This window comes from Muricoccus harenae, assembly GCF_009848505.1.
GTDB classification, from domain to species: Bacteria; Pseudomonadota; Alphaproteobacteria; order Acetobacterales; family Acetobacteraceae; genus Roseomonas; species Roseomonas harenae.
This window is the reverse complement of the sequence record NZ_WWDL01000004.1, coordinates 36,133-55,151: the sequence shown is the minus strand read 5'-3', so window position 1 is coordinate 55,151 and position 19,019 is coordinate 36,133. Positions and strand designations below refer to the sequence as shown.

Below are 19,019 nucleotides of genomic sequence, written 5' to 3'. Positions count from 1 at the left end.
CAGCAACCGGCTTCAGAGGCGCTTCCAGAAGATGACCGTGTCCACCAGCGCGCCATCGGCGCCGAGGGCATAGCCGGGGATGGTGCCGGCCTCCTGCCAGCCGAGGCCGCGGTACAGGCGTTCGCCGTCGCCCCCGGCCTCCGTGTCGAGCACGAGGAGCTTGCGGCCGATGCCGCGCGCGGTCTGCTCGGCGCGCAGCATCAGCGCGCGGCCGATGCCCCGACGGCGGAAGACCGGATCAACCAGCAGCTTCGAGACCTCGGCGCGATGGGCCCCATTGGGCTGGCCGGCGAGGTCGAGATGGACGGTTCCGGCCAGCTGGCCGTCGCACCAGGCGCCCAGCAGCACGCGGCGGCCCGTGGCCACATCCGCGGAAACGCCACGCCAGAAGGCGCGCGCCACCTCCCGCGAAAGCGGCGGCAGGTAGTTCACCGAAGCGCCGGCATCAACGCAGGCGATCATGATGTCGGCCAGGCGGCGCTCGGCGCTGGCGGCGGCGGCAGCATCCAGCACCTCCACCACCACGCCGGTCGCGGGTTTGGCGTAGCGGAACTCGAGCGACTTGGAGATGTCGTCGAGAATGCGAATGGAGCCGGCGCGGACATAACCGCGCTTCTCATAAAAGCGGTGCGCGGCCTCGAAGCGCGTGTCGGTCCAGAGGATCATCCGCTGCGCGCCATGCTCCACGGCGTGGCGCTCGGCACCGTCGAGCAGGGAATGGGCGAGGCCGGTTCCGCGGGCGGATTTGGCCACATACATGCGGCCGATTTCCCAGGCCTCGTCATCGTCGCGAAGCGGGCGGGTGGCGACCATGCCGACCAGCTCGCCATCCTGCTCGGCGGCCCAGAGAGCACCGCCGACTTTCTCGAAATGCGTGGCCAGGGCGCGCAACTCCGGCACCTCGGCATCCACGTCCAGCACGCAGTTCGGATATTCGGCCCAGGCGTCGCCGATCAGGCGGATGAAGCCCTCCGCATCGGCATCGGTGCCGGGGCGGATGGTGATGCTCATGAAAGGCCCCGGCAGAACTCCTGGATCCGGGTGCATGCCTCGCGGAGCGTCTCCGTGTCCGTGGCGTAGGAGAGGCGGATATAGGGGCTCATGCTGTAGGCGGTGCCCGAGACGGTCGCGACGTGCTGCTCCTCCAGAAGGGCCATGGCAACGTCCTCGTCCGTCTCCAGCCGCTTGCCGCCGGCGGTGGTCTTGCCGAGGCAGCCGGCGACGCTCGGATAGACGTAGAAGGCGCCTTCCGGCTTGTGGCACTTCAGCTCGGGGATGGCGTTCAGCATCTCCACCACCAGGTCGCGACGCTCGCGGTAGATGCGGGCACGCTCGGCCACGCCCTCCTGCGGGCCGTCCAGGGCGGCAATGGTGGCGGCCTGGGCGACGGTGGCGATGCCGTTCGTCGTCTGGCTCTGCATGTTGGTCATCGCCTTGATCAGCGCGCGCGGGCCGCCGCAGAAGCCGACGCGCCAGCCGGTCATCGCATAGGTCTTGGAGGCGCCGCTGACCGTCAGCGTGCGGTCCTTCAGCCCCGGTTCCACCGCCGCGATGGTGTGGAAGCCGATGCCGTCATGGATGATGTGCTCATACATGTCGTCTGACAGCACCCAGACATGCGGGTGGCGCATCAGCACCTCGGCGAGCGCTACTACCTCGTCCCGGGTGAGCGCGGCGCCGGAGGGGTTGCTGGGGAAGTTCAGCACCACCCACTTGGTTTTTGGGGTGATGGCCGCTTCCAGGTCCTCGGGGCGCAGCTTGAAGCCGTTGTTCTGCGGGCAGGGCACGAGCACGGGCGTGCCGCCGGCCAGCTTGCCGATATCGGCATAGGCGGACCAGAAGGGCGTGGGGATGATGATCTCGTCGCCCTTGTCCACGGTCGCCAGCATGGCGTCGAGGATCACCTGCTTGGCGCCATTGGCGACCATCACCTCGTCCAGCGCGTAGTCCAGCCCGTTCTCGCGGCGGAACTTGCGCTGCACGGCGGCCTTCAGCTCGGGCCAGCCGTCATTCGGCGGATACTTCGTCTTACCGTCGAGCGCCGCCTGGTGCGCGGCCTCGATGGCATGGGGCGGGGTGGCGAAATCCGGCTCGCCGACGGTCAGGCTGATGACCTTGTGGCCAGCCTCTCGCAGCTCCCGCGCGCGGATCGACATGCGGGTGGAGCCGGAGACGAAAATCTCCTGCAGCCTCTGGGCGAGGGCGGGCATCGGGCGAATTCCAGTGGTGGCAAAAGACAAGGGAGCGGAGGTTACGCGCCGGGATCGGGCGGCGCCAATCCCGGCCGCGGATCGGCCCCCGCCTCGCGGCAGGGGCCGGGTGGCTCAGTGCAGGCCCTGGCAGAAGCGCTGGATGCGCGTGCAGGCTTCCTTCAGCTGCTCGTCGGAGGCGGCGTAGGAAATGCGCATGTAGCCGGGGAAGAGGAAGGCCGAGCCATGGACGGTGGCGACACCCTCCTCATCCAGCAGGGCCAGCACGAAATCCTCGTCCGTGTTCAGCTTCTTGCCCGCGGCGGTGGTCTTGCCGAGGCAGCCGATGACGGAGGGGAAGACGTAGAAGGCGCCTTCCGGCGTGTTGCAATGGATGCCCGGCGCCTGGTTCAGCAGGGAGACGACCAGATCACGGCGGCGCTCGAAGGCTTGGCGCATTTCTTCCACCGTGTCCTGCGGGCCGTTCAGCGCCTCGACGGCGGCGGCCTGGGAGATGGAGGAGGTGTTGCTGGTGGACTGGCTCTGCAGCTTGTCCATCGCCTTGGTCAGGGCGACCGGGGCGCCGGCATAGCCGATGCGCCAACCCGTCATCGCGAAGGCCTTGGAGCAGCCGTTCATCGTGACGGTGCGGTCGCGGAGCTTCGGCTCCACCTCGACGACGGTCGCGAACTTGAAGTCGCCATAGACGAGCTTCTCGTAGATATCGTCCGTGAAGATCCAGATGTTCGGATGGCGCAGCAGCACATCGGTCAGCGCCTTCAGCTCAGCGGCGGTGTAGGCGGCACCCGTGGGGTTGCACGGGTTGTTGAGCATGAGCCACTTGGTCTTCGGCGTGATCGCGGCCTCGAGCTGCTCGGCCGTGATTTTGAAGCCCTGATTCGGGCCGGCCTCGACGATCACCGGCGTGCCATCGGCCAGCGCCACGATGTCGGGGTAGGAGACCCAGCAGGGGGCGGGGATGATCACCTCGTCGCCCTTGTCGAGCGTCGCGACCATCGCGTTGAAGATCACCTGCTTGCCACCGGTGGAGACGATGATCTCCTCCGGCTTGTAGTCCAGCTTGTTGTCCCGCTTGAACTTGTCGGCCGCCGCCTGGCGCAGCGCCTTGGTTCCGGCCACGTCCGTGTAGCGGGTCTCGCCCGCCTCGACGGCGCGGATGGCGGCGTCCTTCACGTTGCGGGGCGTTTCGAAATCCGGCTCGCCGGCCGAGAGGCTGATAATATCCCGCCCCGCCGCCTTCATCTCGCGCGCCTTGGTGGAGATGGCGATGGTCTGGGAGGGGGAGATCTTGTTCAGGCGCTCGGCGGTGAGGGACATCGGACTCTGACTTGGAGGTTGGCGACGGGGGCGGAACCTAGACCCCTTGGACGCCCGGCGGAACCGCCGGAATGCGCATTTCAGGCCCGTCGGCGCAACAACAGCCCCAGCAGGGCGAGGGCGAGGCCGGCAGCCAGCAGCAGCAGGGTGGCCAGGGCGTTCACCTCGGGCGTCATGCCGAGCCGCAGCATGGAGAAGAGTGCGACCGGCAGGGTGGTGCCCGCCGGGCCGGAGGTGAAAGAGGCGAGCACCACATCGTCCAGCGACAGGGTGAAGGCCAGCAGCCAGCCAGCGGCCAGGGCCGGAGCCATAAGCGGCAGGGTGATGGTGACGAAGGCGGTGGCAGGGCTTGCGCCGAGGTCCTGCGCCGCCTCCTCCAGATCCCGGTCACGGCTGGCGAGTCGGGACTGAATCACCACCGCTGCATAGGCGGTACCGAGGGTGGCGTGGGCGAGCAGGACCGTCAGGGCGCCGCGGCCGGCGGGCCAGCCCGTGGCCCCTTCCAGAGTCACAAAGAACAGGAGGAGGGAAAGGCCCGTCACCACCTCGGGCAGGACCAGCGGAGCACCGGCCAAGCCACCCAGGAGGGCGCGGCCGGCGAAGGGCCCGTGCCGCGCCAGCACCCAGCCGGTGGCGCCGCCCAGCAGCATCGCCAGCGTGGCCGAGCCGGCTGCGACGCGAAGGGAGAGCCAAGCGGCTTCCAGCAGCCTTTCATTCGCCGCCAGCGCGGCGAACCAGCGCAGGGAGAAGCCGCCCCAATGGAAGGGAACCGGATCCGCCGAAAAGGCGTAGCCCACCAGCAGGATGACCGGCAGCCAGAGGAAGCCGATGCCCGCCCACATCGCGGCCCTGATCCAGCGCGGCGTCACGCGGCGCGGCCCAGGCGCTGAAAGAGGATGATGGGCCCGATCAGCAGCGCCAGCAGCGCCACGGCCAGCGCGGAGGCGACGGGCCAGTCGCGGCTCTGGAAGAACTCCTGGAACAGCACGCGGCCGACCAGCGTGGCATCAGGCGGGCCGAGCAGTTCCGGGATCACGTATTCCCCCGCCGCCGGGATGAAGACGAGCAGGAAGGCGGCAGCCAGGGACGGGAGAAGCTGCGGCAGGGTGATGCTGAGGAAGGCTCGCCTCGGCGTGGCGCCGAGATCCTCCGCCGCCTGCTCCAGCAGCGGATCCAGCCGTGTGGCGGCGGCAAACACCGGAAGAACGGCGAAGGGCAGATAGGCGTGGACCATGCCGAGCAGCATCGCGCCATCCGTGTAGAGCAGCGGCAGGGGCTGGTCGGTCCAGCCGAGGGCACGGAGAAGGCTGTTGATCCACCCTTCGTCCCGCAACAGCCCGATCCAGGCGCCGATGCGGATGAGGAAGCCGGTCCAGAAGGGAAGCAGCACCGTCGCCAGCAGCACCTCCCTCCAGCGCCCGGCGCGGGCGATGGCGATACCCATGGGAACCGCCAGCAGGAGGCAGAGCGCCGCCGTCGCGCCCGCCACGGCCAGGGATTGGAGCAGCGCGTCACGGTAATACGGATCTTCGGCCAGGAGGCGGAGGTTGTCCGGGTTGATCCCCGCCCCCGCCCAGGGCGGCGCATAGGGCGGCACGCCCTCGGCCTGCCAGGACAGGGCCATGAGCCCGACCAGCGCCAGCGGCGCGGCCACCAGCAGCGCCAGCCAGAAACCGGGAATGAGGCGCAACGCGAATCTCATCCGAGCAGGGGCACCACGGCATCGGCATCCCAGCTCACGCGCACCGGGGTGCCGCGCTCCGGCGGCGCGCCGTCCTCCTCGGCATGGGAGACGCGCAGCAGGGCGCCGCCTGCCAGGCGGACGAGAAGGAGGCTGCTCTCGCCGCGAAAGGCGGCCTCCTCCACCGTGCCGGCGGCCGTGTTGTCGCCGATGGCAGGGCCCAGGCGGATGCGCTCTGGGCGCAATGCGATGGCGGTGGCGCCTTCGGGCAGGGGCGCGGCGGGACGCAGGATGCAGGCGGCGGCGGGGCATTCCAGCGCGCCACCCCCGGTGCTCCGGCCCTCCAGCACATTGGCGGCGCCCAGGAACTCGGCCACGAAGCGCGTGGCGGGGCGGTCATAGACCTCACGCGGGGCGCCCAGCTGCACCAGCCGGCCGCGATCCATCACGGCGACGCGGTCGGCCAGTGCCAGGGCCTCGGACTGGTCATGCGTGACCATGACGAAGGCGGCGCCGCTCTCGCGCTGTATGGCGCGAAGCTCAAAACCCGTTCGCTCGCGGAGATTGGCATCCAGCGCGCCGAGGGGTTCGTCCAGCAGCAGCAGGCGGGGACGCTTCACCAGGGCACGGGCCAGGGCCACGCGCTGGCGCTGGCCGCCGGAGAGCGCATCGGGGCGGCGGGATTCCATTCCCTCCAGCCGCAGCATTGCGATGGCCTGCGCGACGCGCTCCGCGATCTCCGCGCGCGGGCGGCCTTCGCGCTTCAGGCCGTAGGCGATGTTGGCCGTGACATTCATATGCGGGAACAGCGCGTAGGACTGGAACATCATGTTCACCGGGCGCCGGTGCGGCGGCACGCCCGCCAGATCGGCGCCATCCAGATGAACGCTGCCCGAATCCGCCGCCTCGAAGCCCGCTACCACGCGCAGCAGGGTGGACTTGCCCGAGCCCGATCCGCCGAGCAGCGCCAGGAACTCCCCCGCCGCCACGTCCAGTGAAACGCCGTCCAGCGCTGTCACCGTCCCGAAGTGGCGCGTGACCCCGCGCAGGGAGAGACGTGGGGTCAACGCCCGGCCTTGAAGCGCGACCAGGAGCGCGCACGTGCGCGTTCCACCGCCGGCCCCGGCGCGGAAACGGTGAAGCTGCGCGCGATCGCCTCGGGTGGTGGATAGACATTCGGATCCGCCGCCACTTCAGGGCGCAGATGCTGGCGGGAGGCAGGGACGGCATTGGGATAGCGCACCTGGTTCGTCACCCCCGCCATCACCTCGGGGCGCAGCATGTAGTCGATGAAGCGTTGCGCGGCCTCGGGGTTCGGGGCATCGGCCGGGATGGCCAGCATGTCGAACCAGAGCTGCGCGCCCTCCTTCGGCTGCACATAGGCGAGGTCCGTTTCGCGCCCGCCCTCCCGCGCCCGGATCTGCGCCTGCACCACATCGCCGGAATAGGAGATCACGGCGCAATACTCGCCCTGCGCCAGCGCATCGGTGATGGCGGCGGAGGAGATGATGGCGCGCACATGCGGGCGGATCGCCAGCAGCGCCTGCTCCGCCGTGCGCTGGTCGGCGGTGTCGCTGCTGTTGGGGTCGCGTCCCAGCCAGCGGAGCACGGAGGGGATGACGTCGATCCCGCTGTCCATGATGGCGATGCCGCAGCGCGCGATGCGGCGGGCGTTCTCGGGCTTCAGGATCAGGTCCAGGCTGTCCAGCGGCGCATCGGGGGCCAGGGCGCGGATGCGGTCCGGGCGCAGGCCCATCCCGATCGTGCCCCAGAGATAGATCGCGCCATGCCGGTTGCCCGGATCGCTGCCCGCCACCTGCGCCAGCAGCGCCGGATCCTGGTTGCCCCAACTGGGGATGCGCGCGCGGTCCAGCGGCAGCAGGGCCCCGGCACGCACCAGCCGGGCGAAGCTCGGCTCGCTGGTCGGCACCACGATGTCGTAGCCGGAGCGGCCCGCGGAGAGCTTGCCCTCCAGCGTCTCAAGGCTGTCGAACACGTCGTAGCGCACGCGGATGCCGGTCTCGCGCTGAAAACCCTCGATCGCCTGCGGATCGATGTAGTCCGTCCAGTTGTAGACGTTCAGGACAGGCTGCTGCGCGGCTGCGGGCAGGACCAGCAGCAGGGCGAGCAGCAGGGGGCGAAGGAATCTCATGCCGTCTCCGGAGGGCGCTGGAGGCGGGGAGGTTATGGTGAAGCACGCGCGACGCAAAATAGGTATATTTTCTAGAGATTACTAGGACTTTTTTCTTGCCATAAGGTACCCGGTCCTGTAATCCCCGCCTTGCCAACGGGACAACTGCGCCCGACCCCGAATCCCCTCCGCCCTGCCCGGTCCTCGCCGGCGCGGGGTTTTTTGCGTCCGCCCGCAGGAGCCACGCCCGCATGTCCTACATCGCCAGCAACCTCGTCCCGCTCGTCGCGGCGGACAGCTTCACCCTCTGGCTCTACAAGACCACGGACACGCGGGCGACCGTCCTCGCACCCGGCTATTTCACCGCCGGCGCCAGCCGCCTGCTGCCGGGCCATATGCTGGTGCTGCAGGCCGGTGACGCCAGCGCCATCCTGCCGGTGCGCGCCAATGCCGCTGTCGGCAACGGCCTCGTCGTGGATGCCTCCTCCCCGCCGCTTCGCCTCTCCGCCGTGGGCTCGCTGGACTTCGACACGGACCTGGCGGCCACGGCGGTCGCGCGCTGCCTCACCCTCGGCGCCATGCCCAGCGGCGTGAACCAGGGCGAAACCTTCATGGTGCAGGCCAGCGTCTCCGGTCCGGTCACCACGCTGAAGTTCAGCATTCTGAACGCGGCCGGCACCGTGGTGCTTGGCCCGATCAGCGCCACCGTCTCGGCAGGTAGCGCCAGCACAACCTTCACCGCCCCGAGCCCGGGCAACGGCTATCGGGTGAAGGTCGAAGACGCGGCGGATTCCCTCGTCGTGCAGCTCTCGCCCTCCTTCGTCGTGCTGTCGGCCTTCGCGCTGCTGATCGAGAACGGGATGAGCCTGCTGCTGGAAACCGGCGGCCGCCTGGTCCTGTAGCGCCCCCACCCGATGCCTCCCGCCCCTTTCAACGGAGCCGCCCGCCCCGATGCCCGACAGTAAGATCACGGATCTTCCACCTGCCGCCATGCTCCTCGACACCGACATCTCTCCCTTCGTGCAGGGTGTGGGTTCGTCGGCGGAGACGCGGCGCGCCACCTTCGGCCAGCTTCGCACCACCCTCCTGGCAGATCGGCCCCTGCATGTCCGCGACTACGGCGCAGTGGGCAACGGCACAACCGACGACACCGCCGCCATCCAGGCCGCGCTGAACGCCGCCGCCGCCACCGGCGGCGTGGTGCTCGTCGGCCCGCGCCGCTACCTGATTGACAGCGCGGACCTCATCATCCCGGCCAATGTCACGCTGCAAGGCGGCGGCGATCCGGGTGGGTGGCGCGTCAACAACGACTACACCGCCCTGCCCTACTGCTTCCTGCTGAACCCGGTCCGTACCATCCGGCTGCGCCGCAACGCCGCGCTGGAGCAGCTGGCCATCCTGCGCAAGGGCTTCACCTCTCCTGCCTCGGTGCGCGAGGCGCTCGACGCCGTGCAGGCCTTTGCCGGCACCGCGGTGAGCATCGGAGACGGAAGCACCGGCGCCAGCGCCACCAACGCCACCGACGCCTCCGTACGCAGCCTGCTGATCATTGGATTCAACTGGGCCATCTACAGCAATGGCGCCAGCCGCACGCGCATCCGCGACGTGCTCGGCGACTGCACCAACGGCCTGTATCTCGGCAAGTCCTACGACATCGCGCATAAGGAGCGCATCAACTGGCATCCGCTGGCGACGACCGGCCGCACCTGGTCTTCCGTTTCCTACACGGTCAGCGGCTGCGCCAACAACGGCTCGGGCCTCGTCCGCCTCACAACCAGCACGGCGCATGAGCTGAGGGCGGGCGACGTGGTGGTGGTGGGCGGCGTCGGCGGGGTGACGGGCGCGAATGGGCGCTTCACCGTCGCCACGGCGCCCACTTCCACCACGCTGGACCTCGCGTCCAGCGCCTTCTCCGGCAGCTACACCAGCGGCGGCTCGGTCAATCCCGCGCCCAACCACCGGCGCGGCAAGGGCTTCCACATCTATGATGCCGACATGCCGAACTTCGTCAGCTGCTTCGAGTTCGGCCATGACATCGGCTGGCACCTGGACGACCTGACGCATTCCGCCCAGATCGTGAATTGCGGGCTGGACGGCATCGTCGTCGATCCCGCCACCATTGGCGTGCAGATCTCTGGGCTGGCGAACCGCAACAAGTGGTATGGCGGCTTCTGGTCCAGCAAGGGCCGCGCGCTGGTCGTGAATGTGCAGGCGGCGGACCAGAACACCATCGCAGGCGTCATGCTGCCCGCCGGATCGGGCCGTTCGGTCGATCTGCTGGATGGCGGGCTCGTGCTGATGGGCTGCGACATCTATGGCGGCGTCCATGTCCATGACGCGGCGGACAGCCTGCAGATCCTCGGCTGCGACCTGAAGACGACGAGCTTCACGGGGCAGAGTGCCGCGGCGCTGCAGAAGATGCAGATTTCGGGCAGCCGGCTGCCCTCCTCCGTCGGCATCGCGCGCAGCATCGGCGGGCAATCCGAGCTGGCCGCGATCTCCTCCTCCGGCGTCATCGAGACGCGCCTCTCGGCGCGCTCCGACGGGATCGTGGCGGTGCACCGACGCAGCGGCAGCGCCGGCGCGATGCTGCGCCTGCACGGCAGTGCCGACACCGCGGCGGCATCCCTCAGCGTGGCGGGGAACGATGTGTTCATGGCCGGCGATGCCGTGCTGAACCCGAACGCCGCCTTCGCCTTCGGCGGCACGGGCATGACGCAGCCGCTGACCCTGCGGCTGCGTCGGCTTTCCACCACGCCCGCCGTGAATGACCGCATCTTCTCGCTGGAAGGAAACGGCAACAACAGCGCGGCGGCCGAGGTGACCTATGGCCGGATCGCGACCCTGGCCGAAGGCGTGGCGGCCGGGGCGGAATCCGGCGCGGTGGTGATCGAGAAGCGATCGGCCGGCATGCTGGCCGAGCGGATGCGCATCGCCTCCTCCGGTGCCGTGACGCTGACAGGGCCGCTGACCCTACCCGCCGATCCCGCGACCGCCATGCAGGCGGCGACGCGCAACTACGTGGACAACAGCTTCGTCCAGCGCCCCGTCGCCATGGTGGTGACGGCGGCGGCCACGCCGCTGACCTTCGCCACCCATAACGCGCGAATGATCCCGGCCAATGCCGGCACCACCCTGTCCATGGACTGGGCCGCCACCGGCAACGGCTTCTCCTGCCTGGTGGTGAACCGCTCCGGCACGGATCTGGCCGTGTCGCTCGCCGGCTTCTCCTCCGCAATCCTCAACCCGGATGGCTATGCCAAGGTGAGGGCCGGCGGCGTCGCCAGCCTGCTGGTCTTCTCGCCGGATGGCGGCACGACGAAACTCTGCCAGCTCACCGGCGCGGGTGCGGCCTGATGATCGGCACCACCCTGGCCATCCATGCGCTCGGCGGCGGTCCGCTCCGGTTGATCTCCCGGGGCGGACTCCTGCCGTCGCTCGGCTTTGCCCGCGCCTCTGCCGCGCTGGTCCTGGGCGCCACCGGCACCAGCTGGCAGCAGGCCGGCGCGGATGCACCCCGCTTCGGCGGCACGGCCCGGCGCCTTATCGTCGAGGGCGCGCGCACGAACCAGTTCACCAACCCGCGCAGCGAGGGCGCGGTTCCCGGCCTTGTGGGCGCCGGCGGCCAGCTGCCGACCGGTGGAAGCGTCGCCGGGGATGCCGGGCTCTCCACAGAGGTGGTCGGCACGGGCGCGGAGGATGGACTCCCCTATGTTGAACTTCGAATCTTCGGAACGCCGACCGCAAGCATCTATCAGCTCAACCATGGCGGCGGCACGACCCCCATCGCGGAAGGCCAGATCTGGACCTACAGCCTGTTCATCAGGGTGACGGGCGGCAGCACCAACGGCGTCAACCACTTCGCCCCGGCATTCGTGACCAACATGAATGTCGGCATTCCCACCGGCACGGCGCTCCGGAATTGCCGGGTTTCGGCGTCATGGTCCATCGCATCCACCGGGAATTCAACCGGGCGCCTCCGGATCAGCCTGGCGACCGGCCAGCCGGTGGACATGACCTTCCGCCTGGCCGTACCGCAGCTTGAGCTCGGCGCCTTCGCCTCCAGCCCTATCCTGCCGCCCGCCGGCACGATGGCCGTCAGCACGCGCGCGGCGGATGTGCCGGCCTATGCCCTGCCCGCCGCCGCCCAGCCGCGCGGAACCCTCATCGGCACCTTCATACTGCCGCAGGCAGCCGCATCGGGAACGGAGCAGGGCCTCCTGCAGCTCGACGATGGCGGTGACGGCAACCGCGTCATCCTGCGCAACGCGGCCGGCGGCGCGGCGGTGGAGGCGGCGCTCGTCTCCGGCGGCGTCACGGCTGCGGTGCTGGCGGGCGGCACCATGAGCCCGGGCACACCCTTCCGCGCGGCTCTGGCCTGGGATCCGAGCGGCGTCGCGCTCTGCATGGCGGGTGGCGCGGTCCAGTCGGCCGCGGCCCCGCCGGCAGGGCTGGCGCGCCTGCTGGTCGGCCATGCGGCGGCCGGGCTCGGGCGCGCAGCCTTTGGCGAGATCGGCCCGCTCGACCTCCACCCCACACGCCTGCCGGGCACCGCCCTGCAGGCGCTCACCACCCTCAGCTAGACGGGAGCCTTCTCATGTCCGACCTGACCGACTACGCCCGCAACCTGCTGGCCTGCGCCGTCTGCGCCCGGGCCCCGAGCCTTCCCACCACCGTCTATGCGGCGCTCGGCACCGGCGGAACCGCGGCGGCGGGCCTCACCGGGGAGCCGGCCGGCAACGGCTATGCCCGCCAGCGCGTGACCTTCACCGGCACCGGTCCGCAGCGCAACGCCGAGGCGCTGCGCTTCGTCTTCGCGGCATCGGCCGGCACGCTGACGCATGTGGGGCTGTATGACGCGGCCTCGGGTGGCAACCCGCTGCTCGTCTCGCCGCTCAACGGCGCCGTCGCGATGACGGGCGCGGGCACGGTGACGGTGGCCGCGGAAAGCCTGGTGGTGAACCCCAGCTGATCGGGCGGTGGCCAGGACCTTCCAAGCCCTGGCCACTTCTTGATTTTTTTGTGACAGCATCCGCGGCCCGGCTGCGGCGCGGCGGCGTCTCCCGCATGATGGGAGCCCGCCGCGGACCCGTCCGGCCGCCGCGGCAGCGTCGTGCAACAGGGCCGGAAGACTGCATTGGACCTCATCGCCTCCCTCCTCGGCGGGCTCGGGCTCTTCCTCGCCGGGGTGCGTGGCCTGGGCGCGCAGCTTCAGCAGCTGGCCGGGCGGCGCCTCCGCCTGGCCGTGGCCCGTGCCACGCGGGGCGGGATCAGCGCGGCGCTGACGGGCATGGCGCTCGGCGCCCTGACGCAATCCTCCAATGCCGTCACCTTCGTCGCGGCCTCCATGGTGCAGGCGGGGGTGATGCCGCTGCAACGCGCCCTGCCCGTCGTGGCCTGGTGCAATCTCGGCACGGTGGTGCTGGTGCTGGCGGCGGCGCTGGACCTGCAGCTGGTGGCGCTGTGGCTGCTCGGTTGCACCGGTTGCGCGCTGGCCTTTGGGCGGGATGGCGGCGGGCGCTGGAAGCCGATGCTGGGGCCCCTCTTCCAGCTCGGCCTGCTCTTTCTCGGGCTGGCCATCCTGAAATCCGGCGCCGCGCCGCTGCGTGACGCCTCAGTCGTGCAGGATGTGATGGCCTTGGCCGACCACGCCTTGCTGCCGCCCTTTGCGGTGGGCATCGGCTTGAGCCTGATCGCGCAATCTTCCACCACCGTGACCATCCTCGCCATCGCGCTCTCGGATGTCGGGGTGCTCGATGGCGGGCAGGCCGGGATGGCGGTGTGCGGGGCGTCACTCGGCTCGGGCCTGTCCGTGATGCTGCTCGCGGGCGGGCTGCACGGCGCGGCACGACGGCTGGCCACCTTCCAGGCCCTGTTCAAGGCGCTGGGCGCAGTGCTCCTGGCTGTGCCCCTGGTCGTCTGGCGGCTCGTGCCGGCCATGCCCGATCCCTTCGCGGCACCCGGCCCTCTCGTGGCAATCGACCTGCCGCACCAACTCGGTCTGCTCTTCGTGGCGCTGCAGCTCCTGCCGGCGCTGCTGCTGCTGCCCGCCTATCCCTGGCTGCCGCGGCTGCTGGAGCGTCTTTCGCCCGCAACGCGGGAGGAGGCACTCGCCCGCCCGAAATACCTCTATGACCAGGCGCTGGAGAATGCGCCGACGGCTCTGGACCTCGTCGGGCGCGAGCAGGCGCGGCTGCTGGGCCGGCTGCCCGGCCTGCTTGATCCGGTGCGGGAGGAAGGCCGCCCGCCGGAACTGTCCCGCGCCGCCCTTGCATCCACCAGCGCGGCGGTGGAGCGGGCGGTGGCGGCCTTCCTGCAAGAGGTGCTGGCCCGCGGCTGCCCGCGCGAGGAGCTGGAGCGCGCCGTGGCGCTCGAAAACCTCAACGGCCTTCTCACCGCGCTGAGGGAAACGGCTTCGGAGTTGGCGGCAGGGCTGGAAGCCGCCCTGTGCCGGGAGGCGGAGGACCCGGTCCGCGCCCTTGCCCCGCCTCTGGCGGAGGCGCTGCACCTGCTGTTGAGCGAGCTTGCGGAGGCCGCACTGTCCGGCGACCCTGCCGATGCCACCATGCTGGCGGAACTGGCGGCAGACCGTTCGGACATGATGGACGGGCTGCGTCGCCGCATCTCCCGCGCCAGCGCGGGGATGCCGCCGGATGGGTTGAACCTGCTCTTCCGCGTCACCGCCCAGTTCGAGCGCGCGGTCTGGCTGATCCGGCGCAGTGCGCTGCTCCTGTCCTCGGCGAAGGACGAAAGCCAGGCCCGCGCGCCCGCTCCGCTGCGGGCGGAAGAAGGGGCGGCGCCCGTCCACCTGCCCGGCTAGTGCCAGTCACGGCTACCGGGGATGCGCACTGCGCGGGGATCGGGCCGATGGTCCGTGCCGCGCGCGATCTCGTCCGCGCGCGCCAGCGGCAGGCGCATCCCGCCCAGCAGGTGCAGCCCATCCAGCAGGTCTGAACGATCCTCCAGGCGCTGGCCGACGAGATGCACGATCGGCACCGCCCCCTCCTCATGGCGCTCCACCCGCCCCTCCGCCAGCAACAGCCGCGCGGCCACCACGGGCGAACGGTTCGCCGCGACGGCCTGGGCATGCAGCACCAGGTTCACCGTGCCGAACTCATCCTCCAGCGTGAAGAAGACCACCCCCTTGGCGGTGCCCGGCCGCTGCCGCACCAGCACCAGCCCGGCCGTGCGGATGCGCTGCCCCTGGCGTGCCGCGGTCACGGCACGGCTGTCACGCAGGCCGAGCCCCGCCAGCTGGTCCCGCAGCAAGGCCAGCGGATGCGCGCGCAGCGTCAGGCCGGTGGCACCGTAATCCAGCACCGTCTCCTCGCCCCGCGTCTCGGCGGGAAGACGCGGCGCTGCTTCGGCCGCGACGAAGAGCGGCAAGGGCGGCAGGACGGCGCGCTCTACCGCCGCAGCCTCCCATAGGGCATGGCGGCGATCCAAGCCGAGGCCGCGGAAGGCATCGGCCCGCGCCAGAACATCCAGCGCCTGGCGGCTGAGCCCGGCTTTCGCCAGGGCTGCAGGCGAGACATGCGGCCGCAACGCCACGATCCTCTCGCCATCCTCCCACGATAGACCCGAGACGAGGCGCAGCCCCAGGCGCAGCGCCCACCCCTCTCCCTCCTTCTCCAGCGTGCAATCCCAGTCGCTCGCCGTCACATCGGCCGCGCGCACCGCCACGCCATGCTCGCGCGCGTCGCGCACGATCTGCGCAGGGGCATAGAAGCCCATGGGCTGGCTGTTCAGCAGCGCTGCCGCGAAAACCGCGGGATGGTGGCACTTGATCCGGGCAGAGATGTAGACAAGCTGCGCGAAGGAGGCCGCGTGGCTTTCAGGAAAACCATAGCCGCCGAAGCCTTCGATCTGCTTGAAGCAGCGCTTCGCGAAATCGGGCTCATAGCCGCGCGCGATCATGCCGCCGACGAATTCCGCCTCGAACAGGTGCAGCTTGCCGTCATGCTTGAAGGAGGCCATGGAGCGGCGCAGCTCGTCCGCACGGGCCGGTGTGAAGCCGGCCGCGACAATGGCCATTTCCATCGCCTGCTCCTGGAAGAGCGGCACGCCGAGCGTCTTCTCCAGCACCTCCTTCAGCTCCGGCTTGGCGTATTCCACCGGCTCCCGGTTCGTCCGCCGCCGCAGATAGGGATTGACCATATCGCCCTGAATCGGCCCTGGCCGGACGATCGCCACCTGGATCACCAGATCGTAGTATTCACGTGGCCGCATCCGCGGCAGCATGTTCATCTGCGCCCGGCTTTCCACCTGGAACACGCCGAGCGAATCCCCGCGCGCGAGCATGGCATAAGTCTCGGCTTCATCCTGCGGCACCGATTGCAGGCTGTGATCCACGCCCTCATACCGCCGCAGCAGATCGAAGGCGCGCCGGATGCAGGAGAGCATCCCCAGCCCCAGCACATCCACCTTCAGCATCTGAAGAACGCCGATGTCGTCCTTGTCCCACTCGACGGTGTGGCGGTTCTTCATTGCGGCCTTGGTCACGATGGCCAGCTCCGTCAGCTTGCCACGCGTGATGACGAAGCCGCCGACATGGGTGGCGAGGTGCCGCGGGAAACCATGAAGCTCCTCCGCCAGATCCAAGGCCATGCCCAGGCGCGGATCGGCCTCAGGGTTCAGCCCCTCGCTGCGGGCGACATCCCGCAACCCGTCCATGCCATCATGCCAGGAAGCCTTTGCGAGGCTGCCGGTGATGTCCTCCGACAATCCCATCGCCTTGCCCACCTCCCGCACCGCGCTGCGCGTGCGATAGCGGATCAGCGTCGCCGTCAGGGCGGCACGGTCACGGCCATAGCGCTGGTAGATGTGCTGGATCACCTCCTCGCGCCGCTCATGCTCGAAATCGATGTCGATGTCCGGCGGCTCGCCGCGCGCATCGCTCAGGAATCGCGCGAAGAGCAGGCGGTGCTTGGATGGATCGACGGAGGTGATGCCCAGCACGTAGCAGACCGCCGAATTCGCCGCCGACCCGCGCCCCTGGCAGAGGATATCCTTCGATCGCGCGAAGCGGACGATCTCATGCACCGTCAGGAAATAGGCGGCGTAATCCTTCCGCGCGATCAGCTCCATCTCTTCGGCGATCTGGCGCGCGACCTTCTCCGGCGTCCCACCCGGCCATTTCTCCCGCACCGCCTCGGCCACGCGCCGCTCCAGCGTCTGCTGCGCGCTCAGCCCTTCATCCAGGATCTCCTCCGGATATTCATAGGACAGGTTGCGCAGGCTGAAGCAGCAGGCCTCCACCACGCACGACGTCGCCTCCACCGCCTCCTCATGCCCGGCGAAGAGGCGCCGCATCTCGGCTCCGGACTTCAGATGCGCCTCGGCATTGGTGGATGCGTGGAAGCCTAGCGCATCCACCGTCACGCCCAGCCGGATCGCCGCCACCACATCCGCCAGCCGCCGGCGGGACGCGGCATGCATCCGCACTCCCCCCGCCGCCAGCAGCCCCGCCCGCGCCGAACCGGCCATGGCGGACAGAACCCGCAGCCGTTGCCGGTCATCCCCGGCGAAGCGGTGATGCGCGGCCAGGAAGATCGGCAGCGCCAGGGTGCGGCGCATCGCCTCGGCGTCACGGTGCAGGCGCTGCGCGAAATCCTCCGCCGGCGCATCGGGCGGCAGCATCGCCATCACCTGCCCCTCGGCGGCGGCGACCAGCGCATCGCGGGGGATGCGGCATTCATCCTTCTCGCCGGCCATCCGTGCCGCGGAGAGCATCCGCGCCAGCCGCGCATAGGCGGCGCGATCCGTGGGCCAGACGAGATATTCCTGCCCATCCTCCAGCGCCACGCGGCAGCCGGGATGAAGCGGATGCCCGCCTCCTCGCTCGCCGCCATGCCGCGCACCAGCCCGGCGAAGGAGTTGCGGTCGGCAATGCCGATCGCCGCATGGCCCAGCGCCTTCGCCGCCACCACCAGCTCCCAGGGATGCGACGCGCCTTCCAGGAAGGTGAAGTTGGACATCGCCCCCAATTCGGCGAATCCGGGCTCGCTCACGGCAGGATTCCGTGCAGGAACCAGCGCGCCGATCCCGGCCCGCCGGAGCGGCAGACCCAGAGGCGGCGCCCATCCGGCATCTCCACCCGGTAGTAGTCGCGCACCGGGCGGCCCGGGTTGTCGCGCCACCATTCCGGCTCCAGCCGCTCCGGCCCCTCCGCCGCGCGCAGTTGCACCCAGTTGCCGCGCCAGCGGATGCGGAAGGGCGGCGCATCGGGCAGCACCGCCATGGCCTCCAGCTGCTCCGGCCGGCGCAGCAGGCGCAGCGGGCGCGGACGCGCCGCCCAGCCCTCCGGCAGATGAACGGGCGCCAGGGGATCGGCGCGCTCCACCGCACGCTCAGGCCAATGGCTCGCACGCGGACGCAGGCGCCAGGCCGGCAGGCGCTGCGCCACGCGGTCCAACAAGGCCGCCAGGGCAAGCCGCTCATCCTCCGCCTCGCCCAGGCCGGATTGCGCGGCACCCAGCGGCTCCACCCGCTCGGCCAGCAGCATGATGCGGTCGAAGCCGAAGCCGGGCGCCAGCATCTCCAGCTTCGGGGCCAGGAGGCGTGCCAGGTGGCGCGGATCGCGGCTGGCGAGGCCAAGCCCGATCGCGACCTCCTGCGTCTTGCCATCCACCCCATGCGCGCGCAGGCCGAGGCGCCGCAGCCCCTGCCCTTCCTCCGCCAGTCGCGCGCAGAGCCGCGCCAGCAACCGCTCCACCACCATGTCGATGGCGGTGCGGGTGATCAGGGGTTCCTCGAAATCCAGCGCGATGCTGCGCTCAGGTGCGGGGCGGATGCTGCGAAAGGGTTCCGACACGGCGCCGGTGGCGCGATCCAGTACGAGAGCCAGCCCGGCCCCGAAGCGCCGGACCAATGGAGCGCGCGGCTGGGCCAGCACGTCGCCGATCCCGTGCAGGCCGATCCGTCGCAGCCCGGCCGTCACCTCCGTCTCCAGGCGCAGGAGATTGATGGGCAGCGCAGCCAGCGCCGCCGCCTCGCCGCCCGCCGGAACGCAACGGGAAGTGCCGTAGCGGGCCAGCGCCATGGCGGCGCCAGCAGTGCCCGCCACCGCGGCCGAGGCGGCATGTCCCAGCCGAGCCAACGCCGCCACGGCCCGCCGCATCATGGCCGCCTCGCCGCCCGACAGATGCGCGGTGCCGGCGATGTTCACCAGCAGCCCGTCCGGCGGATCGGGCGCGACCAGCGGGGCGATGCGCAGGGCCCAGAGAGCCAGCTCCGCCAGCCGCGATGCCGCCAGATCCGGTGCGTCGGGATGGACGGCCACCTGCGGCGCCAGCGCCTGCGCATCGGCCAGGGCCTGGCCGGGCCGCACCCCCAACGCCATGGCCGCCGCATCCGCCGCGGCCACCAGACGCCGGTTCCCCGCCATGTGCCAAGTGAGGACAGGCCCGGGGACGCGCAGGATCTCCGTCGCCAGGCCGGGCAGGTACAGGGCAAGGATGCGAGCCTCCCGGGATGCCGGGGTTTCCTCCGGCTGCCGCCCCTGCTCCGGCTGGATGGATGGGCCCCCCAATTGTATCCGGGGTGGGCGACAGAAGCGGCGCCTCATCTGCCGCGCCCTGCGGGGCAGGAGCAGGCCGAAGGCTGCGCGGGGGAGGCCGAATCGGGGGGCATGTTCCCTAAATGTTCTTTCCGGCACGCCGAATGGCAAGCGTTCTCTCGG

At 70.3% G+C, this 19,019-nt stretch carries 14 protein-coding genes; 5 read left to right on the top strand and 9 right to left on the bottom strand.

Features of this window, described 5'->3' with window-relative positions:
• Nucleotides 1–12 precede the first annotated feature (12 nt).
• The 7 genes from GSE44_RS04710 to GSE44_RS04680 form a co-directional block, all read right to left on the bottom strand.
• Nucleotides 13–1,011 carry a GNAT family N-acetyltransferase gene (locus tag GSE44_RS04710; protein WP_159347642.1) on the bottom strand — a complete coding sequence of 333 codons (999 nt, stop codon included), beginning with the start codon at nt 1,009–1,011 and terminating at the stop codon, nt 13–15.
• On the bottom strand, nt 1,008–2,210 hold the full coding sequence (locus GSE44_RS04705; protein WP_159347641.1) for a pyridoxal phosphate-dependent aminotransferase: 1,203 nt from the start codon (nt 2,208–2,210) through the stop codon (nt 1,008–1,010). The genes GSE44_RS04710 and GSE44_RS04705 overlap by 4 nt, the downstream gene beginning before the upstream one ends.
• Before the next feature lie 114 nt (nt 2,211–2,324).
• Nucleotides 2,325–3,527 (bottom strand): pyridoxal phosphate-dependent aminotransferase, encoded by a 1,203-nt coding sequence (locus GSE44_RS04700; RefSeq protein ID WP_159347640.1) that lies wholly within the window; start codon nt 3,525–3,527, stop codon nt 2,325–2,327.
• 80 nt (nt 3,528–3,607) lie between these two features.
• Nucleotides 3,608–4,369: an ABC transporter permease gene (locus GSE44_RS04695; RefSeq protein WP_159347639.1), complete on the bottom strand. Its 762-nt coding sequence runs from the start codon at nt 4,367–4,369 to the stop codon at nt 3,608–3,610.
• A 23-nt stretch (nt 4,370–4,392) separates the two neighbouring features.
• Entirely contained in the window at nt 4,393–5,217 is an 825-nt protein-coding gene (locus GSE44_RS04690; protein ID WP_235924558.1) for an ABC transporter permease, read from the bottom strand.
• 8 nt (nt 5,218–5,225) lie between these two features.
• Nucleotides 5,226–6,275, bottom strand: a complete 1,050-nt coding sequence (locus tag GSE44_RS04685) for an ABC transporter ATP-binding protein (RefSeq protein ID WP_201305933.1) — start codon at nt 6,273–6,275, stop codon at nt 5,226–5,228.
• A complete protein-coding gene (locus tag GSE44_RS04680; protein ID WP_159347637.1) occupies nt 6,272–7,360 on the bottom strand; it encodes a polyamine ABC transporter substrate-binding protein in 1,089 nt (362 codons plus the stop codon). Before GSE44_RS04680 ends, GSE44_RS04685 begins: the two co-directional genes overlap by 4 nt.
• Nucleotides 7,361–7,590: 230 nt before the next feature.
• On the opposite strand from GSE44_RS04680, the gene GSE44_RS04675 reads away from it, so the two are divergent.
• From GSE44_RS04675 to GSE44_RS04655, 5 genes are all read left to right on the top strand, one after another.
• A complete protein-coding gene (locus tag GSE44_RS04675) occupies nt 7,591–8,241 on the top strand; it encodes a hypothetical protein (RefSeq protein ID WP_159347636.1) in 651 nt (216 codons plus the stop codon).
• Between the two features lie 49 nt (nt 8,242–8,290).
• Nucleotides 8,291–10,696 carry a glycosyl hydrolase family 28-related protein gene (locus GSE44_RS04670; RefSeq protein WP_159347635.1) on the top strand — a complete coding sequence of 802 codons (2,406 nt, stop codon included), beginning with the start codon at nt 8,291–8,293 and terminating at the stop codon, nt 10,694–10,696.
• The gene (locus GSE44_RS04665) at nt 10,696–11,922 is read left to right on the top strand and encodes a phage head spike fiber domain-containing protein (RefSeq protein ID WP_159347634.1); all 1,227 of its coding nucleotides are present in this window, start codon (nt 10,696–10,698) and stop codon (nt 11,920–11,922) included. The genes GSE44_RS04670 and GSE44_RS04665 overlap by 1 nt, the downstream gene beginning before the upstream one ends.
• 14 nt (nt 11,923–11,936) lie before the next feature.
• A complete protein-coding gene (locus GSE44_RS04660; protein WP_159347633.1) occupies nt 11,937–12,311 on the top strand; it encodes a phage tail fiber protein in 375 nt (124 codons plus the stop codon).
• A 165-nt stretch (nt 12,312–12,476) separates the two neighbouring features.
• Complete coding sequence (locus GSE44_RS04655; protein WP_159347632.1) at nt 12,477–14,159, top strand: Na/Pi symporter; 1,683 nt, start codon at nt 12,477–12,479, stop codon at nt 14,157–14,159.
• On the opposite strand, the gene GSE44_RS04650 is transcribed toward GSE44_RS04655, so the two are convergent.
• Nucleotides 14,156–17,143: an error-prone DNA polymerase gene (locus GSE44_RS04650; RefSeq protein WP_328799053.1), complete on the bottom strand. Its 2,988-nt coding sequence runs from the start codon at nt 17,141–17,143 to the stop codon at nt 14,156–14,158. The two genes, GSE44_RS04655 and GSE44_RS04650, sit on opposite strands and share 4 nt — an antisense overlap.
• 202 nt (nt 17,144–17,345) lie before the next feature.
• Nucleotides 17,346–18,869: a Y-family DNA polymerase gene (locus GSE44_RS04645; RefSeq protein WP_159347631.1), complete on the bottom strand. Its 1,524-nt coding sequence runs from the start codon at nt 18,867–18,869 to the stop codon at nt 17,346–17,348.
• Nucleotides 18,870–19,019 lie beyond the last annotated feature (150 nt).